Source organism: Pseudomonas sp. GW821-FHT02A08, assembly GCF_059422045.1.
This window is the reverse complement of record NZ_JBWKWD010000010.1, coordinates 16096-42357: the sequence shown is the minus strand read 5'-3', so window position 1 is coordinate 42357 and position 26262 is coordinate 16096. Positions and strand designations below refer to the sequence as shown.

Below are 26262 nucleotides of genomic sequence, written 5' to 3'. Positions count from 1 at the left end.
TTTTTATTGCCAGTGAGTCTGGACGATCTGCATCGAACGCAATACCGCCAGAACCCTGGAAAGTCATGCCAAAGCCAACAATCACTCCACTCCCTACGCATACGCGGGGGATGTTGCTTTCACCCATGCCACTTTCTGGATAACTCACTGGAAGCCTGAACAATGAACAGCATGAATATCAGCACTGACAACCTGTCGAAAAAAACATCCCTCGGACTCACCACCATGGCGATCGGGACCTACGGCATTTACTTTGCCCTCGCCGTTATCTACTTCTGGTTCGGCGGAATGAAATTTACTCACTATGAAGCAGAGGGACTGGTGCCTCTGGTGAGCAACAGCCCTTTCCTGGGTTGGGTCTATGACCTTATCAGTGTCGATCTGTTTTCCAGTTTGCTCGGTGTCCTGGAGGTTTCCATCGGTGTACTGATTGCAGGCCGCCTGCTGTCACCAAAGCTTTCCTTGATCGGAGGCGCCTTGTCTGCCGGGTTATTTTTCACCACCTTGAGCTTTATGTTCTCGACGCCAGGAGTGATTGAGCCAGGCCTTGGTTTCCCGGCCATTACGGTCGCGCCAGGCCAGTTCCTGCTCAAGGACATCGGCTTGCTTGCCGCCTCCCTGTTCGTGGCGGGCCATTCGCTGACCAGACTGGAAACTCCTTGAGCTGACAACCTCATCCGCCGATGGCCTGAATCAGCTCAATGCATTCAGGTCATCGTCATCCTCAGCCAGTACGCCGCCCTCAGCCGCCTGGGACTTCATCCAGTCCCGTGGACTGCAGCCGGTCTTGCGGCGAAACGCACGGGCAAGCGCCGACGGACTTTCATAGCCCACCTCATCGGCGATCAGCGTAATCGGCCGCCCCTCCCGCAGGCGCTTCTGCGCCAGGCTGATCCGCCAGCTCAAAAGATAATCCAACGGTGTTTGCCCCAGAACCGCGCGAAAATGCACCGCATAAGCGGCGCGGGACATGTTCGATTCATTCGCCAACTCGGCCACTGACCAGGCCCGCTGAGGTTGGTTGTGCATCTGAATCAACGAGCGCGACAGCCGCACGTCGGCCAACCCGGCCATCATTCCAGTGCTCAACTGCTGGTGGTCGAGCAAATGCCGGAGCAGCAGGATGATCAACAGTTCGAACAAACGATCAAGCACTGCCTCCCTGCCACAATGCCCGGCGCCAGCTTCACCGAACAGCCATCTCAGGGTGTCGGCCAGCAACGGCAGCTCATCCAGAGGCAATACCAGAAGATCGGGGAGCGAAGCAGATATCGGATTACTGGCGCCGCCATCGAACAGCATCGACGCGCATAACAGCTGAGCACCTTCAGTGTCACTGGCGATGAGCTGATGTCGGTTGGGGCGCGGCAGGAAAATCAGGCTGGGGCGAGTGAGCAACAACTCACGCCTCCCCAGGCCTTTCAACGTGACAGAGCCGGCCTGCAACAGGTGAATATGGCCGCGCTGGTCGGCGCCATCGTAGGACGCCATGCCGCAAAGCTTGCCGCTGTAAAACAGGTGCGCGCGCACTCCGAACTGTGACAACAACGTAGACAGGCGATCCATAGGGCAACTCTGCACAGGGTCTGGACCCATAGCAGAGTATCACTGCGCGCTGACGGCTGGACGGTCCTCGATCCCGGCGAGGAATGCCTTGGTAAAAATGCAAAAAAGCCCGGCATCCATAAGGAGGCCGGGCTTTTTCAGGTTCTATTCTTCGGTGAAAGAATCAGAACGGGATATCGTCATCAAAGCTGTCGAAATCCGGAGCCGGCTGCGGTGCGGCCTGCTGTGGAGCCGGGCGCGACTGCTGCGGCGCCGACTGCTGTGGACGCGGAGCCTGCTGGCGCGGAGCGGATTGCTGGTAGTTGTTACCGCCACCCTGGCCCTGCTGGTCGCCCTGTGGACGGCCGCCGAGCAGTTGCATGGTGCCTTGCATGTCGACCACGATTTCGGTGGTGTAACGCTTGATACCGTCTTTTTCCCACTCGCGGGTCTGCAGCTTGCCTTCGATGTAGACCTGCGAACCTTTACGCAGGTATTCGCCGGCGATTTCCGCAACCTTGCCGAACATCGACACACGGTGCCATTCGGTCTTTTCGACTTTCTGACCGGTTTGCTTGTCGGTCCACTGTTCGCTGGTCGCCAGACTCAGGTTGGTCACGGCGTTACCGTTAGGCAAGTAGCGAACTTCGGGATCCTGGCCGCAAGTGCCGACCAATATGACTTTGTTAACCCCACGGGCCATAACGTTCTCCTAGGCTACGCACGCTGCCCCGGCCGGGTTGTTCACCAGGCGCTCAAGGGTGGTGCGATCCAATAGTTCGGTGTCCAGTTTGATGTAAATCGCCGCCTCTTCCGCGACGATGACTGCATCTGTTACCCCTACGACCGCCATCAGGCGCTCGACCAGACCCGCTTCGCGGATCGCCTCTGGCGACAACGGCAAGCGCAGGCTCGTGACGTAGGGAGGTTCGCGCATGGTAACAGCAAAGGCCAGCCAGAGGGCAGCCAGACCGGCGCATCCGAGGAACACAACCGACAGACCGCCATGCTGGAACAGCCAGCCACCGAGGATGCCCCCCAGTGCCGAGCCCAGGAACTGGCTGGTGGAGTAAACCCCCATCGCCGTGCCCTTGCCGCCGGCCGGTGAAACCTTGCTGATCAGCGATGGCAACGAAGCTTCCAGCAGATTGAACGCGGTGAAGAACACCACCGTACCGATCACCAGAGCCCGCAAGCTATCGCCGAACTGCCAGAAGAATAGCTCAGTGAGCATCAGCGTCACGACGGCGCCGAGTAAAACTCGTTTCATTTTGCGTTTCTTCTCGCCGTAGATAATGAACGGGATCATGGCGAAGAAAGAAATCAGCAACGCGGTCAGGTACACCCACCAGTGCTGCTCTTTGGGCAGCCCGGCTTTCTCGACCAGCGCCAGCGGCAAGGCGACGAAGCTGGACATCAACATCGCGTGCAACACAAAAATGCCCAGGTCCAGGCGCAGCAGGTCCGGATGCTTGAGGGTCGGAATCAACGCCTGGCGCGCGATTCCGGACTCACGGTGCTGCAACGGGCCGGTGGAGCGCGGCACCATGAACATCACGATCACGATGCCGAACAGCGCCATGCCGCCGGTAGCAAGGAACAATCCGGACAACCCGAAGGCGCGGGTCAGCAGCGGGCCGACCACCATGGCCACCGCAAACGACAGGCCGATGGTCATGCCGATCATGGCCATGGCCTTGGTCCGGTGTTGCTCGCGGGTCAGGTCGGACAGCAAGGCCATGACCGCCGCGGAAATCGCTCCGGCGCCCTGCAGGATCCGCCCGGCGATCACGCCCCAGATCGAGTCGGCATTGGCTGCCAGCAGACTGCCGAGGGCAAAGACGACCAGGCCCAGGTAAATCACCGGGCGGCGACCGATGCGGTCGGAAATGAAACCGAAAGGAATCTGGAACACTGCCTGGGTCAGGCCATAAGCGCCAATCGCCAGACCGATCAGGGCCGGCGTGGCTCCGGCCAGATCCATCCCATAGGTCGCCAGTACCGGCAACACCATGAACATGCCAAGCATACGGAAGGCGAACACCAGGGCCAGACCGCTTGCCGCCCGGGTCTCGCTGCCACTCATGCGCTCGCTGTGGGGATCGTGCATGGAAAAACCTCATGTGAACCGGCGGCGATTCTACCAGTCCCATCGATTGGCAGGGTATATCGCGACGCTTTGACGCGCATTGCTGACACACTCTTCATGTAAGACAGTAGCCCACTCGTTCGATAGTGTGCATCCATCCAGTATTTGGCCGTATACTCCTACGTTTTCGACGCCCGCCGAGCGAGGCCACCTTGGACAAGATCCTGATTCGTGGGGCTCGAACCCACAACCTGAAGAACATCGACCTGACCCTGCCGCGGGACAAGCTGATCGTCATCACCGGCCTGTCCGGCTCCGGCAAGTCGTCCCTGGCTTTCGACACCCTGTACGCCGAAGGTCAGCGCCGCTACGTCGAATCGCTGTCGGCCTACGCCCGGCAGTTCCTGTCGATGATGGAAAAGCCCGACGTCGACACCATCGAAGGCCTGTCGCCGGCGATCTCCATCGAGCAGAAGTCGACCTCGCACAACCCGCGCTCGACGGTCGGCACCATCACCGAAATCTACGACTATCTGCGCCTGCTCTATGCACGCGTGGGTATCCCGCGCTGCCCGGACCACGACATCCCGCTGGAAGCGCAGACCGTCAGCCAGATGGTCGACCTGGTCCTCGCCGAACCGGAGGGCAGCAAGCTGATGCTGCTGGCGCCGGTCATCCGCGAGCGCAAAGGCGAGCACCTGTCGGTTTTCGAAGAGCTGCGCGCCCAGGGTTTTGTCCGTGCCCGAATCAACGGCAAGCTCTATGAGCTGGACGAAGCCCCCAAACTCGACAAGCAGAAAAAACACACCATCGATGTCGTGGTCGACCGCTTCAAGGTCCGCGCCGATCTGCAACAGCGCCTGGCCGAGTCCTTCGAGACCGCGCTGAAACTGGCGGACGGCATCGCCCTGGTGGCGCCGATGGACGACGAGCCGGGTGAAGAGATGATCTTCTCCGCACGCTTCGCCTGCCCGATCTGCGGCCACGCCATCAGCGAACTTGAGCCAAAGCTGTTCTCCTTCAACAACCCGGCCGGCGCTTGCCCGACCTGCGATGGCTTGGGGGTGAAGCAGTTCTTCGACATCAAGCGCCTGGTCAATGGTGAACTGACCCTGGCCGAAGGGGCGATTCGTGGCTGGGACCGGCGTAACGTCTATTACTTCCAGATGCTCGGCTCGCTGGCCTCGCACTACAAGTTCAGTCTGGAAGTACCGTTCAACGAATTGCCCGCCGACCAGCAGAAATTCATCCTGCACGGCAGCGGCTCGCAAAACGTCGACTTCAAATACCTGAACGACCGTGGCGATATCGTCAAACGTTCGCACCCGTTCGAAGGCATCGTGCCGAACCTGGAGCGTCGCTATCGCGAAACCGAATCGGCATCGGTGCGCGAAGAACTGGCCAAGTTCCTCAGCACCCAGTCGTGCCCGGATTGCCGTGGCACCCGTCTGCGGCGTGAGGCGCGGCATGTGTGGGTCGGCGAGAAAACCCTGCCGGCGGTGACCAACCTGCCGATCGGAGATGCATCCGATTATTTTGGTGGGCTCAAGCTCACCGGCCGGCGTGGCGAAATTGCCGACAAGATCCTCAAGGAAATCCGCGAGCGCCTGCAGTTCCTGGTCAACGTCGGCCTCGACTACCTGTCGCTGGATCGCAGCGCGGACACCCTGTCCGGTGGCGAGGCCCAGCGTATTCGCCTGGCCAGCCAGATTGGCGCCGGCCTGGTGGGCGTCCTCTACATCCTCGACGAACCCTCCATCGGCCTGCATCAGCGCGATAACGACCGGCTGCTGGGCACCCTCAAGCACCTGCGCGACATCGGCAACACGGTGATCGTGGTCGAGCACGACGAAGACGCGATCCGTCTGGCCGACTACGTGGTAGACATCGGCCCGGGCGCTGGCGTACACGGCGGGCATATCGTTGCCGAAGGCACACCGGCCGAGGTCATGGCGCACCCGGACTCGCTGACGGGCAAATACCTGTCGGGCCGGGTGAAGATCGAAGTCCCGGCCAAGCGTACGCCACGCAACAAGAAGCTGACGCTGTCGCTCAAGGGCGCGCGCGGCAACAACCTGCGTAATGTCGACCTGGAGATTCCGATCGGCCTGCTGACCTGTGTGACCGGCGTGTCCGGCTCCGGCAAGTCGACGCTGATCAACAACACGCTGTTCCCTTTGAGCGCTACAGCGCTGAATGGCGCCACTACCCTTGAAGCGGCCGTACACGACAGCATCAAGGGCCTGGAACACCTGGACAAGGTCGTCGACATCGACCAAAGCCCGATCGGCCGTACACCGCGCTCCAACCCGGCGACCTACACCGGATTGTTCACGCCGATTCGCGAGCTGTTCGCCGGCGTACCGGAATCCCGCTCCCGGGGCTACGGGCCGGGGCGCTTCTCCTTCAACGTCAAGGGCGGCCGCTGCGAGGCCTGCCAAGGCGACGGCCTGATCAAGGTCGAGATGCACTTCCTGCCGGACATCTACGTGCCCTGCGACGTGTGCAAGAGCAAGCGTTACAACCGCGAGACCCTGGAGATCAAGTACAAGGGCAAGAGCATCCACGAAACCCTCGAGATGACCATCGAGGAAGCACGGGAGTTCTTCGATGCCGTACCGGCCCTGGCGCGCAAGCTGCAAACGTTGATGGACGTCGGCCTGTCGTACATCAAGCTGGGGCAATCGGCGACCACGCTGTCCGGCGGTGAAGCCCAGCGGGTGAAACTGTCCCGCGAGCTGTCCAAGCGTGATACCGGCAAGACCCTGTACATCCTCGACGAACCCACCACCGGGCTGCACTTCGCGGATATCCAGCAACTGCTCGACGTGTTGCACCGCCTGCGCGACCACGGCAACACAGTAGTAGTGATCGAACACAATCTGGACGTGATCAAGACCGCTGACTGGCTGGTGGACCTGGGTCCGGAGGGTGGTTCCAAGGGCGGGCAGATCATTGCCGTCGGCACACCGGAAGAAGTGTCAGAGATGAAGCAATCCCATACCGGCTACTACCTCAAGCCGCTGCTGGAACGTGACAGGGCTTACCGGGCTCCATGAAAAAGCCCCTGTCACTTCATCAGTGACAGGGGCTTTTTTGTATTCGCGGAATCAGGTGTGGGATTGCAGGTAGTTCTCAAGCCCGATCAACTTGATCAGACCCAACTGCTTCTCGAGCCAGTAGGTGTGATCCTCTTCGGTGTCATGCAATTGAACCCGCAGCATTTCGCGGCTGACATAGTCCTTGTGCTGTTCGCAGAGCTTGATGCCTTTGCACAGCGCAGCCCGCACCTTGTATTCCAGGCGCAAGTCCGCTTCGAGCATCTCGGTCACCGTGGTGCCGACATCGAGATCGTCCGGACGCATGCGCGGCGTGCCTTCAAGCATCAGAATCCGGCGCATCAGGGCGTCAGCGTGCCCTGCTTCTTCTTCCATTTCGTGGTTGATTCGTTCGTAGAGCTTGGTGAAACCCCAGTCCTCATACATCCGCGAGTGGACGAAATATTGATCACGCGCGGCCAGTTCGCCGGTCAGCAACGTGTTGAGGTAATCGATCACATCTGGGTGGCCTTGCATCGCCCTACATCTCCCTGCTTGAAAGTTGTAGTTTGAACCAACATGTCCTTATCGTCACTCGCAAGACGCAATAAAAGCGAAGATATTCTGAGAAAACCAGCTGAAATAACGCAAAAACCGCCCAAATAAGGGCGGTTCTGCTTCTCATTTAGACTTCGTTAAGCTGTACGTTGAGCAGCTTTGCGATTGCTTCTCCATACGCCGGGTCAGCCTTGTAGAAATGCTGCAGCTGGCGATCAACCACATCACTCGACACACCCGCCATCGCACCGGCGATGTTGCCGACCAGCAATGATTTCTGCTCATCAGTCATCAAGCGGAACAACGCGCCGGCGTGACTGTAGTAATCAGTGTCTTCACGGTGGTCGTAACGATCGGCGGCACCACTGAGGGCCAATGCGGGCTCTGCGTAACGAGGCGCCTGCTTCGGCGACTCGACATAGCTGTTCGGCTCATAGTTCGGCGTCGCACCGCCATTGCTGCCAAAGGCCATCGAGCCATCGCGCTGATAGGTGTTGACCGGACTGCGCGCAGCGTTGACTGGCAACTGCTGGTGATTGGTGCCGACACGGTAGCGATGAGCGTCCGCGTAGGCGAAGACCCGACCTTGCAGCATGCGATCCGGCGACAGACCAACACCTGGCACCATATTGCTGGGACCGAACGCCGCCTGCTCGACTTCCGCGAAGTAGTTCTGCGGATTGCGATTGAGCTCAAGCTCTCCGACCTCAATCAGTGGAAACTCTTTCTGCGACCAGGTTTTGGTGACATCAAACGGGTTCTCGTAGTGCCCCGCCGCCTGAGTCTCGCTCATGATCTGAATGCACACGCGCCATTTCGGGAAATCACCCTGCTCGATGGCATTGAACAAGTCGCGCTGGGCGTAATCCGGATCAGTACCCGCAAGGCGCGCAGCCTCGGCAGGAGCAAGGTTCTTGATCCCCTGTCTGGTCTTGTAGTGCCACTTCACCCAGTGACGCTCACCTTGAGCGTTGATAAGGCTGTAAGTGTGGCTGCCAAAGCCATGCATGTGCCGGTATCCATCAGGGATACCCCGGTCGGAGAACAGGATGGTGACCTGGTGCAGCGCCTCGGGCGAATGCGACCAGAAGTCCCACATCACCTGGGCACTCTTCAGGTTGCTTTGCGGCAAACGCTTCTGGGTGTGGATAAAGTCAGGAAACTTGAGCGGATCGCGAATGAAGAACACGGGGGTGTTGTTGCCGACGATGTCCCAGTTGCCTTCCTCGGTGTAGAACTTCAAGGCAAAGCCCCGCGGATCACGCTCGGTATCGGCCGAACCACGCTCACCGCCCACGGTGGAAAACCGCAGGAAAGTCGGGGTTTGCTTGCCGACCGCCTCGAACAGCTTCGCGCTGGTGTATTGAGTGATATCGCGTGTCACGGTGAACGTACCGTAGGCACCCGAGCCTTTGGCGTGTACACGGCGCTCAGGGATGTTTTCACGGTTGAAGTGGGCAAGCTTCTCGATCAGGTGAAAGTCGTCGAGCAGCAGCGGGCCACGAGGGCCGGCGGAACGGGAATTCTGGTTATCGGCAACAGGAGCGCCACTGGCGGTGGTAAGCGTTTTGTTCTGGCTCATGCGATCTTCCTTCCTCTGTCGGTCTTGAACTGCCGGCTATCGGCTGAGAGGGAGTATTGATCATCAATGTTACACCTACAAATTCATTAACTTGCAGGCATCGATAGAAAATTACTAATGATCAGCCCCCAACCGATAATATGACAAGGGGAAGGATTCAAGGATTATACGAAGGTACATTTCTTACAGGCACAAAAAACCGGGCACTAGGCCCGGTTCTTTGTTTCAGACTGACGTCTTACTCGGCAGATACAGCTTCGCCAGCAGTAGCACGATCAACCAACTCGACGTACGCCATAGGCGCGTTGTCGCCAGCGCGGAAACCGCACTTGAGGATGCGCAGGTAGCCACCCTCACGGGTAGCGTAACGCTTGCCCAGGTCGTTGAAGAGCTTACCAACGATAGCTTTCGAACGAGTACGGTCGAAAGCCAGACGGCGGTTAGCAACGCTATCTGTCTTGGCCAAAGTGATCAGCGGCTCGGCAACGCGGCGCAGTTCTTTAGCTTTTGGCAGAGTAGTTTTGATCAGCTCGTGCTCGAACAGCGACACCGCCATGTTTTGGAACATGGCCTTGCGGTGCGAGCTGGTGCGGCTCAGGTGACGACCACTTTTACGATGACGCATGGTTCATTCCTTACCAAACACTACGTTCGGTGATTACGACGATCAGGCAGTCGCCTTGTCGTCCTTCTTAAGACTTGCAGGCGGCCAGTTGTCGAGGCGCATGCCGAGGGACAGACCGCGGGAGGCCAGAACGTCCTTGATTTCAGTCAAGGATTTCTTACCCAGGTTCGGAGTCTTCAACAGCTCTACTTCGGTACGCTGAATCAGGTCGCCGATGTAGTAGATGTTTTCCGCCTTAAGGCAGTTAGCCGAACGTACAGTCAGTTCCAGATCGTCAACCGGGCGAAGCAGGATCGGATCGATCTCGTCTTCCTGCTCGACAACCACTGGCTCACTGTCACCCTTGAGGTCGACGAACGCAGCCAACTGCTGTTGCAGGATGGTTGCAGCGCGGCGAATTGCCTCTTCAGGATCCAGAGTACCGTTGGTTTCCAGATCAATAACCAGCTTGTCCAGGTTAGTACGCTGCTCGACACGGGCGTTTTCCACCACGTATGCGATACGGCGAACCGGGCTGAACGAAGAGTCAAGCTGCAAGCGACCGATGCTGCGGCTTTCGTCTTCATCGCTCTGACGCGAATCTGCCGGTTCATAACCACGACCACGAGCTACTACGAGCTTCATGTTCAGGGCGCCGTTAGACGCCAGGTTAGCGATTACGTGATCGGGATTAACGATCTCGACATCATGATCCAGCTGAATATCGGCAGCGGTAACCACCCCCGAACCCTTCTTCGACAAGGTCAGCGTAACTTCGTCACGACCGTGCAGCTTGATAGCCAGACCTTTAAGGTTCAACAGGATTTCAATTACGTCTTCCTGTACACCTTCGATGGCGCTGTACTCGTGGAGCACACCGTCAATCTCGGCCTCGACTACTGCACAGCCGGGCATTGAGGACAACAGGATGCGGCGCAGCGCGTTGCCCAGGGTATGGCCGAAACCACGCTCGAGAGGCTCGAGAGTGATCTTGGCGCGGGTTGGACTGACAACCTGCACATCAATGTGGCGGGGTGTCAGGAACTCATTTACCGAAATCTGCATGGATGCACCTATTTTCTAGCCCTTACTTGGAGTAGAGCTCGACAATCAGGCTTTCGTTGATGTCGGCGGACAGATCACTGCGAGCTGGAACGTTCTTGAAAACGCCCGACTTCTTCTCAGTGTCTACTTCTACCCATTCTACGCGGCCACGTTGGGCACACAGATCGAGAGCTTGGACAATGCGAAGTTGATTTTTTGCTTTCTCGCGAACAGCAACCACGTCACCAGCACGAACCTGGTAGGACGGAACGTTAACGGTCTGACCGTTTACGCTGATCGACTTGTGCGATACCAGCTGACGGGATTCGGCACGAGTCGAACCAAAGCCCATACGGTATACAACGTTGTCCAGACGGCATTCGAGCAGTTGCAGCAGGTTTTCACCGGTTGCACCTTTCTTGCCAGCAGCTTCTTTGTAGTAGCCGCTGAACTGACGCTCGAGAACGCCGTAGATACGACGGACCTTCTGCTTTTCACGCAGTTGGGTGCCGTAGTCGGACTGGCGACCGCGGCGTTGGCCGTGGATACCAGGTGCTGCTTCAATGTTGCACTTCGATTCGATCGCGCGCACGCCGCTCTTCAGGAAGAGATCGGTGCCTTCGCGACGAGCGAGTTTGCATTTTGGACCAATGTAACGAGCCATTCTTTACAATCTCCTGGATTACACGCGGCGCTTCTTCGGCGGACGGCACCCGTTGTGCGGGATTGGCGTCACGTCGGTGATGCTGGCGATCTTGTAGCCACAGCCGTTCAAAGCGCGGACTGCGGATTCACGACCTGGACCTGGACCTTTGACGTTGACGTCGAGGTTTTTCAGGCCGTATTCCAGCGCAGCTTGACCAGCACGTTCAGCAGCTACTTGAGCAGCAAACGGGGTGGACTTGCGGGAACCGCGGAAACCCGAACCACCGGAGGTAGCCCAGGAAAGAGCGTTACCTTGACGGTCGGTGATGGTCACGATGGTGTTGTTAAAAGATGCATGGATGTGGGCGATGCCATCAACCACTGTCTTTTTAACTTTTTTACGAGGACGAGCAGCAGGTTTTGCCATGATTAAATTCCTGTCGATTCGCTGGGGCGATTACTTGCGGATCGGCTTACGCGGACCTTTACGGGTACGCGCGTTGGTCTTGGTACGCTGACCGCGTACTGGAAGACCGCGACGATGACGCAGACCGCGATAGCAACCGAGGTCCATCAAGCGCTTGATTTTCATGTTGATTTCGCGACGCAGGTCACCTTCAGTGGTGAACTTCGCCACTTCGCCACGCAGCTGTTCAATCTGCTCGTCGCTCAGATCTTTGATCTTTGCTGCTGGGTTTACCCCAGTCTCTGCACAAATTTTCTGTGCAGTAGTGCGACCAACACCATAGATGTAGGTCAGCGAGATAACAGTATGCTTGTTATCTGGAATGTTAACGCCTGCAATACGGGCCATTCAGTGGGACTCCAATTGACAGCTACCTACGCCCCGGAAGCCAAGAAATAGGGCGCGAGATAATATCGCTGTAATAACAAATAATCAACCCGGTAGCGCACTAGCTACCGGGCTTGAAGCACAATCACACTCAGCCTTGGCGCTGTTTGTGACGCGGTTCCGCGCTGCAAATTACTCGAACAACACCTTCGCGGCGAATAATCTTGCAGTTACGGCACAGCTTTTTCACCGATGCACGAACTTTCATCACCAACTCCTCGAACCTTATGGGTCAGCGCAGCATGCCGCTGCCGTAACCCTTCAGGTTGGCTTTCTTCATCAGGGATTCGTACTGGTGCGAAACGAGGTGCGATTGTACTTGGGACATGAAGTCCATCACAACCACGACGACGATCAGCAACGAGGTCCCGCCAAGGTAGAACGGTACGTTGGCTGCAACCACCAGGAACTGGGGCAACAGGCAGACGGCCGTCATGTAAAGAGCACCGAACATGGTCAAGCGAGTCAGAACGCCATCAATGTAGCGCGCAGACTGCTCACCTGGACGGATGCCCGGAATAAAGGCACCGGACTTCTTCAGGTTTTCCGCTACGTCTTTCGGATTGAACATCAACGCCGTATAGAAGAAGCAGAAGAAAATAATCCCTGCACTAAACAGCAGAATATTCAACGGCTGACCAGGAGCGATCGACTGCGAGATGTCCTGCAACCAGCCCATACCTTCAGACTGACCGAACCAGGCACCCAACGAAGCCGGGAACAGCAAAATGCTGCTCGCGAAAATAGCCGGAATAACACCGGCCATGTTCACCTTCAGCGGCAAGTGGCTGGTCTGCGCAGCGAAGACCTTGCGGCCCTGCTGACGCTTGGCGTAGTGAACAGCAATACGACGCTGACCACGCTCAATGAACACCACGAAACCGATAATCGCTACTGCCAGCAAACCGATGGCAACCAGGGCGAAGATGTTGATATCACCCTGACGTGCAGACTCGAAAGACTGCCCGATCGCTCTCGGAAGACCGGCGACGATACCCGAAAAAATCAACATCGAGATACCGTTGCCAACACCACGCTCAGTAATCTGCTCACCCAGCCACATCATGAACATCGCACCAGCCACAAACGTGGATACCGCGACGAAATGGAAGCCAAAGTCACCAGTGAACGCAACGCCCTGCCCCGCCAGACCAATGGACATGCCAATGGCCTGGACGAGAGCGAGGACGACAGTGCCGTAGCGGGTGTACTGGCTGATCTTGCGACGGCCAGCTTCACCTTCCTTCTTCAACTGCTCCAGCTGCGGGCTGACGGCGGTCATCAGCTGCATGATGATCGATGCCGAGATGTACGGCATGATCCCCAGTGCAAAGATGCTCATCCGTTCCAGCGCGCCGCCGGAAAACATGTTGAACAAGCTAAGAATGGTCCCCTCATTCTGTCGAAACAGGTCCGCGAGTCGGTCCGGGTTGATACCTGGAACCGGGATGTGTGCGCCTATTCGGTAGACGATAATCGCCAGGAACAGAAAACGCAGACGAGCCCAGAGTTCAGACATACCGCCTTTGCCGAGCGCAGAGAGAGCACCTTGCTTAGCCATTTATTCCTCGAACTTGCCGCCAGCTGCTTCGATAGCCGCACGCGCACCTTTGGTGGCGCCGATTCCCTTGCCGATAGTGACAGCGCGAGTCACTTCACCGGACAGCATGATTTTCACACGCTGTACGTTGACGTTGATCACGTTGGCATCTTTCAGGGACTGCACGGTGACGATGTCGCCTTCCACTTTAGCCAGCTCGGACAGACGCACTTCTGCGCGGTCCATGGCCTTCAGGGAAACGAAACCGAACTTCGGCAGGCGACGATGCAGCGGCTGTTGACCGCCTTCAAAGCCTGGAGCAATGGTGCCACCGGAGCGGGAGGTCTGACCTTTGTGACCACGGCCACCAGTCTTACCCAAACCGCTACCGATACCACGGCCCGGACGATGCTTTTCGCGACGGGAACCCGGCGCTGGACTCAGATCATTGAGTTTCATCGATTAACCCTCGACACGCAGCATGTAGTAAGCCTTGTTGATCATCCCGCGATTCTCGGGAGTATCCTGGACTTCTACAGTGTGACCGATGCGACGCAGACCCAGACCCTTAACACACAGTTTGTGGTTAGGGATGCGGCCGGTCATGCTTTTGATCAGCGTTACTTTTACGGTAGCCATGATCAGAAGATCTCCTTGACGCTTTTGCCACGCTTGGCGGCAATGGATTCAGGAGACTGCATTGCTTTCAAACCCTTGAAAGTGGCGTGAACCACGTTTACCGGGTTAGTCGAGCCGTAGCACTTGGCCAGAACGTTCTGAACGCCAGCAACTTCGAGGACAGCACGCATAGCGCCGCCAGCGATGATACCGGTACCTTCAGAAGCAGGCTGCATGTACACCTTCGAAGCGCCGTGAGCGGACTTCATTGCGTACTGCAGAGTGGTGCCGTTCAGATCAACCTGGATCATGTTGCGGCGAGCAGCTTCCATTGCCTTCTGGATCGCAGCAGGCACTTCACGCGACTTGCCACGGCCGAAGCCAACACGGCCCTTACCATCACCAACCACGGTCAACGCGGTGAAAGTGAAGATACGGCCGCCTTTAACGGTTTTGGCTACGCGGTTAACTTGAACCAGCTTCTCGATGTAGCCTTCGTCGCGCTTTTGGTCGTTATTTGACATAACTTAGAACTCCAGCCCAGCTTCACGAGCAGCATCAGCCAGCGCCTTGACGCGGCCGTGGTACTTGAAGCCAGAGCGGTCGAAAGCCACCTGCGAGACGCCAGCGGCTTTAGCACGCGTAGCGACCAGCTGGCCAACCTTAGTGGCCGCGTCGATGTTGCCGGTGGCACCATCACGCAGTTCTTTATCCAAAGTCGAGGCGCTTGCCAGGACTTTGTTGCCGTCGGCCGAAATGACCTGGGCGTAGATGTGCTGCGAAGAGCGGAACACGCAGAGACGCACGACTTCGAGTTCGTGCATTTTCAGGCGTGCTTTGCGAGCGCGACGCAGTCGAGTAACTTTTTTGTCGGTCATTTGCTATGCCCTACTTCTTCTTGGCTTCTTTACGACGGACGACTTCGTCCGCGTAGCGCACACCTTTGCCTTTGTACGGCTCTGGTGGACGGAAGTCGCGGATCTCGGCGGCCACTTGACCTACCAGCTGCTTGTCGATGCCCTTGATCAGGATATCGGTCTGGCTAGGAGTCTCAGCGGTGATGCCTTCCGGCAGTTCGTAATCCACTGGGTGCGAGAAGCCAAGAGCCAGGTTCAGCACTGTGCCTTTTGCTTGCGCTTTGTAACCAACACCGACCAGCTGGAGCTTGCGCTCGAAGCCTTGGCTTACGCCCTGGACCATGTTGTTTACCAACGCACGAGTGGTACCAGCCATCGCGCGAGTCTGTTGATCGCCATTGCGAGCAGCGAAACGCAGCTCACCGGCTTCTTCAACGATCTCAACGGACGAGTGGATGTTCAGTTCGAGAGTGCCCTTGGCACCCTTCACCGAAAGCTGTTGGCCTGCGAATTTTACTTCGACACCGGCTGGCAGCTTAACGGGGTTCTTAGCGACGCGAGACATGCTTATCCCCCCTTAGAACACAGTGCAAAGAACTTCGCCGCCGACACCGGCAGCGCGCGCAGCACGATCAGTCATCACACCCTTGTTGGTGGAGACGATAGACACACCGAGACCGCCACGAACTTTTGGCAGATCATCGACGGACTTGTACTGACGCAGGCCTGGACGGCTAACGCGCTTCACTTCTTCGATAACCGGACGGCCTTCGAAGTACTTCAGCTCGATGGACAGCAGTGGTTTGATTTCGCTGCTGATCTGATAACCCGCAATGTAACCTTCGTCCTTCAGGACTTTGGCAACAGCTACCTTCAACGTGGAAGATGGCATGCTTACGACGGACTTTTCAGCCATCTGGGCATTACGGATACGAGTTAGCATGTCCGCTAACGGGTCCTGCATACTCATGGGCTAGACGCTCCTAATACAAAAAAATTAGCCTTGCGGCTATTACGTGTCGCCGAGAATCTCCGAGCATGAAAAACACGGGCTCAGGCGAGCCGGGTATTCTAGACACACCCCAGAAATGAATCAAGCCCCAAAAGGGGCTTGATCCAGATTCAAGGCCACCGGTGGTCAGGATCTTGCGATCCTGGACACCGAGACTTTGACAGTACTTACCAGCTGGCTTTAACCAGACCCGGTACGTCACCACGCATGGCAGCTTCACGCAGCTTGTTACGGCCGAGGCCGAACTTGCGGTAAACGCCGTGTGGACGACCGGTCAGGCGGCAGCGGTTACGCATGCGCGAAGCGCTTGCGTCACGTGGCTGCTTCTGCAGGGCTACTGTAGCTTCCCAACGCGCTTCTGGACTTGCGTTCAGATCAACGATGATAGCTTTCAGTGCTGCACGCTTCTTGGCGTACTTGGCAACCGTGAGCTGACGCTTCAGCTCGCGGTTTTTCATGCTCATCTTGGCCATGGTCCTACTCCAATCAGTTGCGGAACGGGAATTTGAACGCACGCAGCAGAGCGCGGCCTTCATCATCGTTCTTGGCAGTGGTGGTCAGGGTGATGTCCAGACCGCGGAGAGCATCGATCTTGTCGTAGTCGATTTCCGGGAAGATGATCTGCTCTTTCACGCCCATGCTGTAGTTGCCACGACCATCGAAGGACTTGGCATTCAGGCCGCGGAAGTCGCGAACCCGAGGCAGGGAGATCGACAGCAGACGATCCAGGAACTCGTACATACGCTCACGGCGCAGGGTCACTTTGACGCCGATCGGCCAACCTTCACGGACTTTAAAGCCAGCGATGGATTTGCGAGCGTAGGTCACAACGACTTTCTGGCCGGTGATCTTTTCCAGGTCAGCAACAGCGTGCTCGATGACTTTTTTGTCGCCGATCGCTTCGCCCAGACCCATGTTCAGGGTGATTTTGGTAACGCGCGGAACTTCCATCACGTTCGAAAGCTTAAGTTCTTCCTTAAGTTTCGGAGCAATTTCCTTCCGGTAAATCTCTTTTAGTCGTGCCATGGTCTCATCTACCTAGCAGTGTTCAAGCATCAACCGCTTTTTGGGTCGACTTGAAGACACGAATTTTCTTGCCGTCTTCTACTTTGAAACCAACGCGGTCAGCCTTGTTGGTTTCGCCGTTGAAAATGGCGACGTTAGAAGCATCCAGTGGAGCTTCTTTTTCGACGATACCGCCCTGCACGCCCGACATCGGGTTAGGCTTGGTATGACGCTTGACCAGGTTCAGACCACCAATAACCAAACGGTTGTTAGCGAGAACCTTAAGCACCTTACCGCGCTTACCTTTGTCTTTGCCGGCGATCACGATGATCTCGTCGTCACGACGAATCTTTTGCATGTCGGATCTCCTTACAGCACTTCTGGGGCGAGCGAGACGATCTTCATGAACTTCTCAGTACGAAGTTCACGGGTCACTGGCCCAAAGATACGGGTGCCGATCGGCTCTTGCTTGTTGTTCAACAGAACAGCAGCGTTGCCATCAAAGCGGATAATGGAGCCATCAGCACGACGTACGCCGTGACGAGTGCGGACTACAACAGCAGTCATCACTTGGCCTTTTTTCACTTTACCGCGAGGAATTGCTTCCTTGACGGTAACTTTGATGATGTCACCGATACCAGCGTAACGACGATGGGAGCCACCCAGCACCTTGATGCACATAACGCGGCGAGCGCCGCTGTTATCGGCCACATCGAGCATGGATTGAGTCTGAATCATATAATTTCTCCGACCCCTAGTCCTTAGACTTCCACAGCGCGTTCGAGAACATCAACCAGCGCCCAAGACTTGGTCTTGGCCAAAGGACGAGTTTCACGAATAGTGACTTTGTCGCCGATGTGGCACTGATTGGTTTCGTCGTGCGCGTGCAGCTTAGTCGAACGCTTAACGTATTTACCGTAGATCGGGTGCTTAACGCGACGCTCGATCAGAACGGTGATGGTTTTGTCCATCTTGTCGCTGACAACACGGCCAGTCAGCGTACGGACAGTTTTTTCGGCTTCAGCCATGATTACTTACCTGCCTGCTGGTTGAGCACAGTCTTCACGCGAGCGATGTCACGCTTAACTTGCGAGAGCAGATGAGACTGCCCCAACTGGCCAGTTGCTTTCTGCATACGCAGATTGAACTGGTCGCGCAGCAAGCCGAGCAGTTGCTCGTTCAGCTGCTGTGCGGATTTTTCACGAAGTTCATTCGCTTTCATCACATCACCGTCCGTTTAACAAAGGAGGTGGCGAGCGGCAGCTTTGCAGCAGCCAGGGCGAAAGCCTCACGCGCCAGCTCTTCAGAAACACCCTCGATTTCATACAGGACTTTGCCTGGCTGAATCTGGGCAACCCAGTATTCGACGTTACCCTTACCTTTACCCATCCGAACTTCGAGTGGCTTCTTGGAAATAGGCTTGTCCGGGAATACACGGATCCAGATCTTGCCGCCACGTTTTACGTGACGGGTCAGAGCACGACGCGCTGACTCGATCTGACGAGCGGTGAGACGACCACGAGCAACAGACTTCAGCGCGAACTCGCCGAAGCTGACTTTGCTACCGCGCAATGCCAGGCCACGGTTGTGACCAGTCATTTGCTTGCGGAACTTCGTACGCTTTGGTTGCAACATTTGGCGTACCCCTTACTTAGCAGCTTTTTTACGAGGCGCTGGTGCTTGTGGTTTCAGTTCTTCTTGGCGACCACCAATTACTTCGCCTTTGAAGATCCAAACCTTTACACCGATCACACCGTAAGTGGTGTGAGCTTCGTAGTTGGCATAGTCGATGTCGGCACGCAGGGTGTGCAATGGCACACGACCTTCGCGATACCATTCAGTACGTGCAATTTCAGCACCGCCGAGACGACCGCTCACTTGGATTTTGATGCCTTTGGCACCAATGCGCATGGCGTTCTGTACGGCGCGCTTCATAGCGCGACGGAACATTACGCGACGCTCCAGCTGCTGAGCTACGCTCTGCGCAACCAGCATACCGTCGAGCTCCGGCTTACGGATCTCTTCGATATTGATGTGCACAGGCACACCCATTTGCTTGGTCAGGTCCTGACGCAGTTTCTCAACATCTTCACCTTTCTTCCCGATAACGATACCTGGACGAGCGGTGTGGATGGTGATGCGTGCAGTTTGGGCCGGACGATGGATATCGATACGGCTTACGGACGCGCTTTTTAGTTTGTCTTGGAGGTACTCACGCACATTCAGATCTGCGAGCAAATAGTCCGCATAAGTCCGACCGTCTGCGTACCAGACGGAGGTGTGCTCCTTGACGATTCCCAGGCGAATGCCAATGGGATGTACTTTCTGACCCATCTCTTCGACTCCGTTACTTGTCAGCAACCTTGACAGTGATATGGCAAGACCGCTTGACGATGCGATCAGCACGGCCTTTGGCACGTGGCATGATGCGCTTCAGCGAACGCCCTTCGTTGACGAAAACAGTGCTGACCTTCAGGTCATCAACGTCTGCGCCTTCGTTATGCTCGGCGTTGGCTACGGCCGACTCCAGCACTTTCTTCATGATCTCGGCGGCTTTCTTACTGCTGAAAGCCAACAGGTTGAGCGCTTCGCCCACCTTCTTCCCGCGGATCTGGTCGGCGACCAAGCGGGCTTTCTGGGCGGAGATTCGAGCGCCCGACAACTTAGCGGCTACTTCCATTTCCTAACCCCTTAACGCTTGGCTTTCTTGTCTGCCACGTGCCCGCGATAAGTGCGGGTACCGGCGAACTCGCCCAGTTTGTGGCCGACCATGTCTTCGTTCACGAGAACTGGGACGTGCTGACGACCGTTGTGTACTGCGATGGTCAGACCGACCATTTGTGGCAGGATCATCGAACGACGCGACCAGGTTTTCACCGGTTTGCGATCGTTCTTTTCCGCCGCCACTTCGATCTTCTTCAGTAGGTGAAGATCGATAAAAGGACCTTTTTTCAGAGAACGTGGCACTGTCGTATCCCTCTATTTACTTGCGACGACGGACGATCATTTTGTCGGTACGCTTATTACCACGAGTCTTCGCGCCCTTAGTCGGGAAGCCCCATGGCGATACCGGATGACGACCACCAGAGGTACGACCTTCACCACCACCATGTGGGTGGTCAACCGGGTTCATGGCAACACCACGAACGGTTGGGCGAACGCCACGCCAGCGTTTGGCACCAGCTTTACCCAGCGAACGCAGGCTGTGCTCGGAGTTCGAGACTTCGCCCAGGGTCGCACGGCATTCAGCCAGGACTTTACGCATTTCACCGGAACGCAGACGCAGGGTAACGTACACGCCTTCACGAGCGATCAACTGAGCCGAAGCACCAGCGGAACGAGCGATCTGAGCGCCTTTACCTGGCTTCAATTCGATGCCGTGTACGGTGCTACCAACTGGAATGTTGCGCAGTTGCAGAGCGTTGCCCGGCTTGATCGGTGCCAGGGCACCTGCGATCAGCTGGTCGCCAGCGCTCACGCCTTTAGGGGCGATGATGTAGCGACGCTCGCCATCTGCGTACAGCAGCAGAGCGATGTGAGCAGTACGGTTTGGATCGTATTCGATACGCTCGACAGTGGCAGAGATGCCATCTTTGTCGTTGCGACGGAAGTCGACCAGACGATAATGCTGCTTATGACCACCACCGATGTGACGAGTGGTAATACGGCCATTGTTGTTACGACCACCAGACTTCGATTTCTTCTCGAGCAGCGGTGCGTGAGGAGCGCCTTTATGCAGCTCCTGGTTGACCACCTTGACCACAAAACGGCGGCCAGGGGAAGTCGGTTTGCATTTAACGATTGCCATGATGCACCCCTTCCTTACTCAGCACTGCTGCTGAAATCGAGATCTTGGCCTGGCTGAAGGGAGATAACTGCCTTCTTCCAGTCATTACGCTTGCCCAGACCGCGAGCAGTGCGCTTGCTCTTACCCAGAACATTCAGGGTAGTAACACGCTCTACTTTCACGCTGAACAGGCTTTCGACGGCCTTCTTGATTTCCAGCTTGGTTGCGTCGGTAGCAACCTTGAAAACGAACTGGCCTTTCTTGTCTGCCAGAACCGTAGCCTTCTCGGAAACGTGCGGGCCAAGCAGAACTTTAAATACGCGTTCCTGGTTCATCCCAGCAGCTCCTCGAATTTCTTCACGGCCGACACGGTGATCAACACCTTGTCGTATGCGATCAGACTAACTGGATCGGAACCTTGCACGTCACGTACATCTACGTGTGGCAGGTTACGAGCAGCCAGGTACAGGTTCTGATCAACAGCGTCGGACACGATCAGAACGTCGGTCAGGCTCATGTTGTTCAGTTTGCCCAGCAGGTCTTTGGTTTTCGGCGTTTCAACGGCGAAATCCTGAACCACGACCAGACGATCAGTACGCACCAGCTCAGCAAGGATGGAACGCATTGCTGCGCGGTACATCTTCTTGTTCAGCTTCTGGGAGTGATCCTGAGGACGAGCTGCGAAAGTGGTACCGCCGCCACGCCAGATTGGGCTACGGATAGTACCGGCACGAGCACGGCCAGTACCTTTCTGACGCCATGGGCGCTTACCGCCACCACGAACGTCGGAACGGGTCTTTTGCTGCTTGGAACCCTGACGACCGCCAGCCATGTAGGCTACGACTGCTTGGTGAACCAGCGTCTCGTTGAATTCGCCGCCAAATGTCAGTTCGGAAACTTCGATCGCTTGAGCGTCATTTACATTTAATTGCATGTCAGCTTCCCCTTAACCGCGAGCCTTGGCTGCTGGACGTACAACCAAGTTGCCGCCAGTAGCGCCAGGAACAGCGCCCTTGACCAACAACAGATTGCGTTCAGCGTCCACGCGCACTACTTCGAGGGACTGCACGGTCACGCGCTCAGCGCCCATATGACCGGACATTTTTTTGCCCTTGAATACACGACCAGGAGTCTGGCACTGGCCGATAGAGCCTGGAACGCGGTGGGATACGGAGTTACCGTGGGTGTTATCTTGCCCGCGGAAATTCCAACGCTTGATCGTACCCTGGAAGCCTTTACCCTTGGACTGACCGGTTACATCAACCAGTTGACCAGCGGCGAAGATTTCAGCGTTGATCAGATCGCCGGCCTGGTACTCGCCTTCTTCAAGGCGGAATTCCATTACGGTACGACCAGCGGCAACGTTCGCTTTAGCGAAGTGGCCAGCCTGAGCTGCTGTTACACGCGAAGCACGACGCTCGCCGACAGTGACTTGCACTGCACGATAGCCATCGGTCTCTTCAGTTTTGAACTGGGTGACGCGATTCGGCTCGATCTCAATGACCGTGACCGGAATGGAGACACCTTCTTCGGTGAAAATACGGGTCATACCGCATTTACGACCGACTACACCAATAGTCATGTTGTAAACCTCATGAGTGTACGGGGCTTTCACCCGCTATGGCCGCCCATTTCAGAGCGTTACACGACTAAGACCGAGTCTTAGCCGAGGCTGATCTGCACTTCCACACCGGCCGCAAGATCAAGCTTCATAAGAGCATCAACGGTTTTATCCGTTGGCTGGACGATGTCCAGAACGCGCTTATGAGTACGGATCTCGTACTGGTCACGCGCGTCTTTGTTGACGTGCGGGGAGACCAGAACGGTGAACCGCTCTTTACGGGTAGGCAGTGGAATTGGACCACGCACTTGAGCACCAGTACGTTTCGCGGTTTCCACGATTTCCTGGGTTGATTGGTCGATCAGGCGATGGTCGAAAGCCTTCAACCTGATACGGATTTGCTGATTTTGCATTGGATTTCAGACTCCGGCTGCTATTCCCACCGGGCGCAATACGCCCGTTAAAAGGAGGCGCAATTCTATAGACGCCCCAGATGGGTGTCAACCCAATAAAAAAGCCCCCGCTGAGCGGGGGCTTTTCAAAGCATCGAAGCTATCTCAAAAGAGATGCTTACTCGATGATTTTGGCTACGACGCCAGCGCCGACGGTACGACCGCCTTCACGGATAGCGAAACGCAGGCCGTCTTCCATTGCGATGGTCTTGATCAGGGTAACTTCCATCTGGATGTTATCACCTGGCATTACCATTTCAACGCCTTCTGGCAGCTGGCAGTTACCAGTCACGTCAGTAGTACGGAAGTAGAACTGTGGACGGTAGCCTTTGAAGAACGGAGTGTGACGACCGCCTTCTTCCTTGCTCAGAACGTAAACTTCTGCGGTGAACTTGGTGTGCGGCTTAACCGAACCTGGCTTAACCAGAACCTGGCCACGCTCAACGTCGTCACGCTTGGTACCACGCAGCAGAACGCCGCAGTTCTCGCCAGCACGACCTTCGTCGAGCAGCTTGCGGAACATTTCAACACCAGTGCAGGTGGTGGTGGTGGTGTCACGCAGACCAACGATTTCCAGTGCATCTTGAACGCGAACGATACCGCGCTCGATACGACCAGTCACAACAGTACCACGACCCGAGATCGAGAATACGTCTTCGATTGGCATCAGGAATGGCTTGTCGATAGCACGCTCTGGTTCCGGGATGTAGCTGTCCAGGGTTTCAACCAGTTTACGAACGGCAGTGGTGCCCATTTCGTTGTCGTCTTTGCCTTCCAGCGCCATACGAGCCGAACCGATGATGATTGGAGTGTCATCGCCCGGGAAGTCGTAGGTGGACAGCAGGTCGCGAACTTCCATCTCGACCAGTTCCAGCAGCTCAGCGTCGTCTACCAGGTCAGCCTTGTTCAGGAAAACCACGATGTACGGAACGCCTACCTGACGGGACAGCAGGATGTGCTCACGGGTTTGTGGCATCGGACCATCAGCGGCCGAGCAAACCAGGATCGCGCCGTCCATCTGGGCAGCACCGGTGATCATGTTCTTCACATAGTCAGCGTGACCTGGGCAGTCAACGTGAGCGTAGTGACGGATCTTCGAGTTGTACTCGACGTGCGCGGTGTTGATGGTGATACCACGAGCTTTTTCTTCTGGAGCGCTGTCGATTTTATCGAAATCAACGATTGCGGAACCGAAAACTTCGGAGCAAACGCGAGTCAGAGCTGCGGTCAGAGTGGTTTTACCGTGGTCAACGTGACCGATGGTGCCAACGTTGACGTGCGGTAGGGAACGATCAAATTTTTCTTTAGCCACGACAATTAACTCCTTGCCTAAAGGACTGAATCAGCCTTGTTTTTTGGTTACAGTTTCGACGATGTGCGACGGAGCTGTATTGTATTTTTTGAATTCCATAGAGTAGCTTGCGCGACCCTGGGACATCGAACGAACGTCGGTCGCATAACCGAACATCTCGCCCAACGGAACTTCAGCACGGATCACCTTACCGGAGACCGTGTCTTCCATACCCAGAATCATGCCGCGACGACGGTTAAGGTCGCCCATCACGTCACCCATATAGTCTTCAGGCGTAACAACCTCTACCGCCATGATCGGCTCGAGCAACTCACCACCGCCCTTCTGGGCCAGTTGCTTGGTCGCCATGGAAGCAGCCACCTTAAACGCCATCTCGTTCGAGTCGACGTCGTGGTAAGAACCATCAAACACGGTAGCCTTCAGGCCGATCAGCGGATAGCCGGCAACTACGCCGTTCTTCATCTGCTCTTCGATACCCTTCTGGATAGCCGGGATGTATTCCTTAGGAACCACACCACCCACTACTTCGTTCACGAATTGCAGACCTTCCTGACCTTCGTCAGCAGGAGCAAAACGGATCCAGCAATGGCCGAACTGGCCACGACCGCCGGACTGACGAACGAACTTGCCTTCGATTTCGCAATTCTTCGTGATGCGCTCACGATACGAAACCTGAGGCTTACCGATGTTGGCTTCGACGTTGAACTCACGGCGCATCCGGTCAACCAGGATGTCCAGGTGCAACTCGCCCATGCCAGAGATGATCGTTTGACCAGTCTCTTCATCAGTCTTGACGCGGAAAGACGGGTCTTCCTGAGCAAGTTTGCCCAGAGCGATACCCATTTTTTCCTGGTCATCCTTGGTCTTAGGCTCTACGGCAACCGAAATAACCGGCTCCGGGAAGTCCATGCGAACCAGGATGATTGGCTTGTCAGCGTTGCACAAGGTTTCACCAGTGGTGACGTCCTTCATGCCGATCAGGGCCGCGATGTCGCCAGCGCGTACTTCCTTGATCTCTTCACGGGCGTTTGCGTGCATTTGCACCATACGACCCACGCGCTCTTTCTTGCCTTTGACCGAGTTGATCACGCCGTCGCCGGAGGCCAACACGCCCGAGTAAACACGGACGAAAGTCAAGGTACCCACGAATGGGTCGGTAGCGATCTTGAACGCCAGAGCCGAGAACGGCTCGTTGTCGTCTGCATGACGCTCCATTTGCTTTTCCTCGTCATCCGGGTCAGTACCCTTGATGGCAGGAATGTCGGTTGGAGCCGGCAGGTAGTCGATAACGGCGTCGAGAACCAGGGGAACACCCTTGTTCTTGAAAGAAGAACCGCAAACAGCCAGAACGATCTCACCAGCGATAGTACGCTGACGCAGAGCACCCTTGATTTCCTCGATGGTGAGTTCTTCACCTTCAAGGTACTTGTTCATCAGTTCTTCGCTGGCTTCGGCCGCAGCCTCAACCATGTTGTTGCGCCACTCTTCAGCCAGTTCCTGCAGTTCAGCAGGGATGGCTTCACGACGAGGAGTCATCCCCTTGTCGGCATCGTTCCAGTAAACGGCTTCCATGGTCATCAGATCGATCTGACCCTGGAAGTTGTCTTCGGAACCGATAGCCAGCTGGATAGGCACCGGAGTGTGACCCAGACGCTGTTTGATCTGAGCGATCACGCGCAGGAAGTTCGCACCGGCACGGTCCATCTTGTTCACGTAAACGATACGTGGAACACCGTACTTGTTGGCTTGACGCCATACGGTTTCGGACTGAGGCTCAACGCCGGAAGTACCGCAGAACACAACGACCGCGCCGTCGAGTACACGCAGGGAACGCTCAACTTCAATAGTGAAGTCTACGTGGCCCGGGGTATCGATGACGTTGAAACGGTACTGGTCTTTGTGCTGCTTGGCGGAACCCTGCCAGAAGGCAGTAATGGCAGCAGAAGTAATGGTAATACCACGCTCCTGCTCCTGCACCATCCAGTCTGTGGTCGCGGCGCCGTCATGCACCTCGCCCATTTTGTGACTTTTGCCAGTGTAAAAAAGGACGCGCTCGGTGGTGGTGGTTTTACCAGCATCCACGTGTGCAACGATACCAATGTTACGGTAGCGATTAATCGGTGTTGTACGAGCCATAAAGCCCTCGCAAAATTAGTGACG

General features: G+C 56.3%; 37 protein-coding genes. 2 read left to right on the top strand and 35 right to left on the bottom strand.

Annotation, left to right across the window (positions count from 1 at the left end):
* The first annotated feature begins 162 nt into the window (after nucleotides 1-162).
* The gene (locus tag AC07W4_RS09880; protein WP_495032280.1) at nucleotides 163-663 is read left to right on the top strand and encodes a YkgB family protein; all 501 of its coding nucleotides are present in this window, start codon (nucleotides 163-165) and stop codon (nucleotides 661-663) included.
* A gap of 30 nt (nucleotides 664-693) precedes the next feature.
* Here AC07W4_RS09880 and AC07W4_RS09875 read toward each other — a convergent pair whose 3' ends face one another.
* The 3 genes from AC07W4_RS09875 to AC07W4_RS09865 form a co-directional block, all read right to left on the bottom strand.
* Nucleotides 694-1566, bottom strand: coding sequence for an AraC family transcriptional regulator (locus tag AC07W4_RS09875; protein ID WP_495032279.1), 873 nt, complete (start codon nucleotides 1564-1566; stop codon nucleotides 694-696).
* Nucleotides 1567-1729: 163 nt separating this feature from the next.
* Nucleotides 1730-2248, bottom strand: coding sequence for a single-stranded DNA-binding protein (locus tag AC07W4_RS09870; protein WP_007984430.1), 519 nt, complete (start codon nucleotides 2246-2248; stop codon nucleotides 1730-1732).
* A 9-nt stretch (nucleotides 2249-2257) separates the two neighbouring features.
* Nucleotides 2258-3655, bottom strand: coding sequence for an MFS transporter (locus AC07W4_RS09865; RefSeq protein ID WP_495032278.1), 1398 nt, complete (start codon nucleotides 3653-3655; stop codon nucleotides 2258-2260).
* A 191-nt stretch (nucleotides 3656-3846) separates the two neighbouring features.
* Here AC07W4_RS09865 and uvrA point away from each other — a divergent pair, with 191 nt between their 5' ends.
* Nucleotides 3847-6693 (top strand): excinuclease ABC subunit UvrA, encoded by a 2847-nt coding sequence (uvrA, locus tag AC07W4_RS09860; protein ID WP_495032277.1) that lies wholly within the window; start codon nucleotides 3847-3849, stop codon nucleotides 6691-6693.
* A 51-nt stretch (nucleotides 6694-6744) separates the two neighbouring features.
* Here uvrA and bfr read toward each other — a convergent pair whose 3' ends face one another.
* From bfr to fusA, 32 genes are all read right to left on the bottom strand, one after another.
* Nucleotides 6745-7209, bottom strand: a complete 465-nt coding sequence (gene bfr, locus AC07W4_RS09855; protein ID WP_008053867.1) for a bacterioferritin — start codon at nucleotides 7207-7209, stop codon at nucleotides 6745-6747.
* Nucleotides 7210-7357: 148 nt separating this feature from the next.
* Nucleotides 7358-8812 (bottom strand): catalase, encoded by a 1455-nt coding sequence (locus AC07W4_RS09850; RefSeq protein WP_495032276.1) that lies wholly within the window; start codon nucleotides 8810-8812, stop codon nucleotides 7358-7360.
* 238 nt (nucleotides 8813-9050) lie between these two features.
* Complete coding sequence (gene rplQ, locus AC07W4_RS09845; RefSeq protein ID WP_007970429.1) at nucleotides 9051-9437, bottom strand: 50S ribosomal protein L17; 387 nt, start codon at nucleotides 9435-9437, stop codon at nucleotides 9051-9053.
* A gap of 42 nt (nucleotides 9438-9479) precedes the next feature.
* Nucleotides 9480-10481, bottom strand: a complete 1002-nt coding sequence (locus tag AC07W4_RS09840) for a DNA-directed RNA polymerase subunit alpha (protein WP_007970428.1) — start codon at nucleotides 10479-10481, stop codon at nucleotides 9480-9482.
* A 22-nt stretch (nucleotides 10482-10503) separates the two neighbouring features.
* Complete coding sequence (gene rpsD, locus AC07W4_RS09835; protein WP_003176404.1) at nucleotides 10504-11124, bottom strand: 30S ribosomal protein S4; 621 nt, start codon at nucleotides 11122-11124, stop codon at nucleotides 10504-10506.
* An 18-nt stretch (nucleotides 11125-11142) separates the two neighbouring features.
* Entirely contained in the window at nucleotides 11143-11532 is a 390-nt protein-coding gene (gene rpsK / locus AC07W4_RS09830) for a 30S ribosomal protein S11 (protein WP_002555466.1), read from the bottom strand.
* 30 nt (nucleotides 11533-11562) lie between these two features.
* Nucleotides 11563-11919: a 30S ribosomal protein S13 gene (rpsM, locus tag AC07W4_RS09825; protein WP_009045849.1), complete on the bottom strand. Its 357-nt coding sequence runs from the start codon at nucleotides 11917-11919 to the stop codon at nucleotides 11563-11565.
* A 130-nt stretch (nucleotides 11920-12049) separates the two neighbouring features.
* Entirely contained in the window at nucleotides 12050-12166 is a 117-nt protein-coding gene (rpmJ, locus tag AC07W4_RS09820) for a 50S ribosomal protein L36 (protein WP_002555468.1), read from the bottom strand.
* A 24-nt stretch (nucleotides 12167-12190) separates the two neighbouring features.
* On the bottom strand, nucleotides 12191-13519 hold the full coding sequence (gene secY, locus AC07W4_RS09815; RefSeq protein ID WP_003228718.1) for a preprotein translocase subunit SecY: 1329 nt from the start codon (nucleotides 13517-13519) through the stop codon (nucleotides 12191-12193).
* Nucleotides 13520-13957, bottom strand: coding sequence for a 50S ribosomal protein L15 (gene rplO / locus AC07W4_RS09810; protein ID WP_003228720.1), 438 nt, complete (start codon nucleotides 13955-13957; stop codon nucleotides 13520-13522).
* Between the two features lie 3 nt (nucleotides 13958-13960).
* Nucleotides 13961-14137, bottom strand: coding sequence for a 50S ribosomal protein L30 (rpmD, locus tag AC07W4_RS09805; RefSeq protein WP_003176408.1), 177 nt, complete (start codon nucleotides 14135-14137; stop codon nucleotides 13961-13963).
* Nucleotides 14138-14139: 2 nt separating this feature from the next.
* The gene (gene rpsE, locus AC07W4_RS09800) at nucleotides 14140-14640 is read right to left on the bottom strand and encodes a 30S ribosomal protein S5 (protein ID WP_003186035.1); all 501 of its coding nucleotides are present in this window, start codon (nucleotides 14638-14640) and stop codon (nucleotides 14140-14142) included.
* 3 nt (nucleotides 14641-14643) lie between these two features.
* The gene (gene rplR / locus AC07W4_RS09795; RefSeq protein WP_003186037.1) at nucleotides 14644-14994 is read right to left on the bottom strand and encodes a 50S ribosomal protein L18; all 351 of its coding nucleotides are present in this window, start codon (nucleotides 14992-14994) and stop codon (nucleotides 14644-14646) included.
* A gap of 10 nt (nucleotides 14995-15004) precedes the next feature.
* Nucleotides 15005-15538: a 50S ribosomal protein L6 gene (gene rplF / locus AC07W4_RS09790; protein WP_003176412.1), complete on the bottom strand. Its 534-nt coding sequence runs from the start codon at nucleotides 15536-15538 to the stop codon at nucleotides 15005-15007.
* A gap of 12 nt (nucleotides 15539-15550) precedes the next feature.
* Nucleotides 15551-15943 carry a 30S ribosomal protein S8 gene (rpsH, locus tag AC07W4_RS09785; RefSeq protein ID WP_003186040.1) on the bottom strand — a complete coding sequence of 131 codons (393 nt, stop codon included), beginning with the start codon at nucleotides 15941-15943 and terminating at the stop codon, nucleotides 15551-15553.
* Nucleotides 15944-16152: 209 nt separating this feature from the next.
* A complete protein-coding gene (rpsN, locus tag AC07W4_RS09780; RefSeq protein ID WP_003176414.1) occupies nucleotides 16153-16458 on the bottom strand; it encodes a 30S ribosomal protein S14 in 306 nt (101 codons plus the stop codon).
* A gap of 13 nt (nucleotides 16459-16471) precedes the next feature.
* Complete coding sequence (gene rplE / locus AC07W4_RS09775; RefSeq protein WP_003210069.1) at nucleotides 16472-17011, bottom strand: 50S ribosomal protein L5; 540 nt, start codon at nucleotides 17009-17011, stop codon at nucleotides 16472-16474.
* 22 nt (nucleotides 17012-17033) lie between these two features.
* Nucleotides 17034-17348, bottom strand: a complete 315-nt coding sequence (gene rplX, locus AC07W4_RS09770) for a 50S ribosomal protein L24 (protein ID WP_003176416.1) — start codon at nucleotides 17346-17348, stop codon at nucleotides 17034-17036.
* Between the two features lie 11 nt (nucleotides 17349-17359).
* The gene (gene rplN / locus AC07W4_RS09765; protein WP_002555479.1) at nucleotides 17360-17728 is read right to left on the bottom strand and encodes a 50S ribosomal protein L14; all 369 of its coding nucleotides are present in this window, start codon (nucleotides 17726-17728) and stop codon (nucleotides 17360-17362) included.
* Nucleotides 17729-17751: 23 nt separating this feature from the next.
* Nucleotides 17752-18018 (bottom strand): 30S ribosomal protein S17, encoded by a 267-nt coding sequence (gene rpsQ, locus AC07W4_RS09760; RefSeq protein ID WP_003176419.1) that lies wholly within the window; start codon nucleotides 18016-18018, stop codon nucleotides 17752-17754.
* Nucleotides 18019-18020: 2 nt separating this feature from the next.
* On the bottom strand, nucleotides 18021-18212 hold the full coding sequence (rpmC, locus tag AC07W4_RS09755; RefSeq protein ID WP_002555481.1) for a 50S ribosomal protein L29: 192 nt from the start codon (nucleotides 18210-18212) through the stop codon (nucleotides 18021-18023).
* Nucleotides 18212-18625, bottom strand: coding sequence for a 50S ribosomal protein L16 (rplP, locus tag AC07W4_RS09750; protein ID WP_003228729.1), 414 nt, complete (start codon nucleotides 18623-18625; stop codon nucleotides 18212-18214). Before rplP ends, rpmC begins: the two co-directional genes overlap by 1 nt.
* A gap of 12 nt (nucleotides 18626-18637) precedes the next feature.
* Nucleotides 18638-19324 carry a 30S ribosomal protein S3 gene (gene rpsC, locus AC07W4_RS09745; protein WP_007970424.1) on the bottom strand — a complete coding sequence of 229 codons (687 nt, stop codon included), beginning with the start codon at nucleotides 19322-19324 and terminating at the stop codon, nucleotides 18638-18640.
* Between the two features lie 13 nt (nucleotides 19325-19337).
* On the bottom strand, nucleotides 19338-19670 hold the full coding sequence (gene rplV, locus AC07W4_RS09740) for a 50S ribosomal protein L22 (RefSeq protein ID WP_003103908.1): 333 nt from the start codon (nucleotides 19668-19670) through the stop codon (nucleotides 19338-19340).
* A gap of 11 nt (nucleotides 19671-19681) precedes the next feature.
* Nucleotides 19682-19957: a 30S ribosomal protein S19 gene (gene rpsS, locus AC07W4_RS09735; protein WP_002555486.1), complete on the bottom strand. Its 276-nt coding sequence runs from the start codon at nucleotides 19955-19957 to the stop codon at nucleotides 19682-19684.
* Between the two features lie 16 nt (nucleotides 19958-19973).
* A complete protein-coding gene (gene rplB, locus AC07W4_RS09730; RefSeq protein WP_008053874.1) occupies nucleotides 19974-20798 on the bottom strand; it encodes a 50S ribosomal protein L2 in 825 nt (274 codons plus the stop codon).
* A 14-nt stretch (nucleotides 20799-20812) separates the two neighbouring features.
* On the bottom strand, nucleotides 20813-21112 hold the full coding sequence (gene rplW, locus AC07W4_RS09725; RefSeq protein ID WP_002555488.1) for a 50S ribosomal protein L23: 300 nt from the start codon (nucleotides 21110-21112) through the stop codon (nucleotides 20813-20815).
* Nucleotides 21109-21711: a 50S ribosomal protein L4 gene (rplD, locus tag AC07W4_RS09720; protein ID WP_003228735.1), complete on the bottom strand. Its 603-nt coding sequence runs from the start codon at nucleotides 21709-21711 to the stop codon at nucleotides 21109-21111. The genes rplW and rplD overlap by 4 nt, the downstream gene beginning before the upstream one ends.
* Before the next feature lie 12 nt (nucleotides 21712-21723).
* The gene (gene rplC / locus AC07W4_RS09715) at nucleotides 21724-22359 is read right to left on the bottom strand and encodes a 50S ribosomal protein L3 (RefSeq protein ID WP_003186059.1); all 636 of its coding nucleotides are present in this window, start codon (nucleotides 22357-22359) and stop codon (nucleotides 21724-21726) included.
* 80 nt (nucleotides 22360-22439) lie between these two features.
* The gene (rpsJ, locus tag AC07W4_RS09710) at nucleotides 22440-22751 is read right to left on the bottom strand and encodes a 30S ribosomal protein S10 (protein ID WP_003186070.1); all 312 of its coding nucleotides are present in this window, start codon (nucleotides 22749-22751) and stop codon (nucleotides 22440-22442) included.
* Nucleotides 22752-22908: 157 nt separating this feature from the next.
* The gene (gene tuf / locus AC07W4_RS09705; protein WP_008053875.1) at nucleotides 22909-24102 is read right to left on the bottom strand and encodes an elongation factor Tu; all 1194 of its coding nucleotides are present in this window, start codon (nucleotides 24100-24102) and stop codon (nucleotides 22909-22911) included.
* A gap of 30 nt (nucleotides 24103-24132) precedes the next feature.
* Entirely contained in the window at nucleotides 24133-26238 is a 2106-nt protein-coding gene (gene fusA, locus AC07W4_RS09700; protein WP_007994652.1) for an elongation factor G, read from the bottom strand.
* Between the last annotated feature and the right edge of the window lie 24 nt (nucleotides 26239-26262).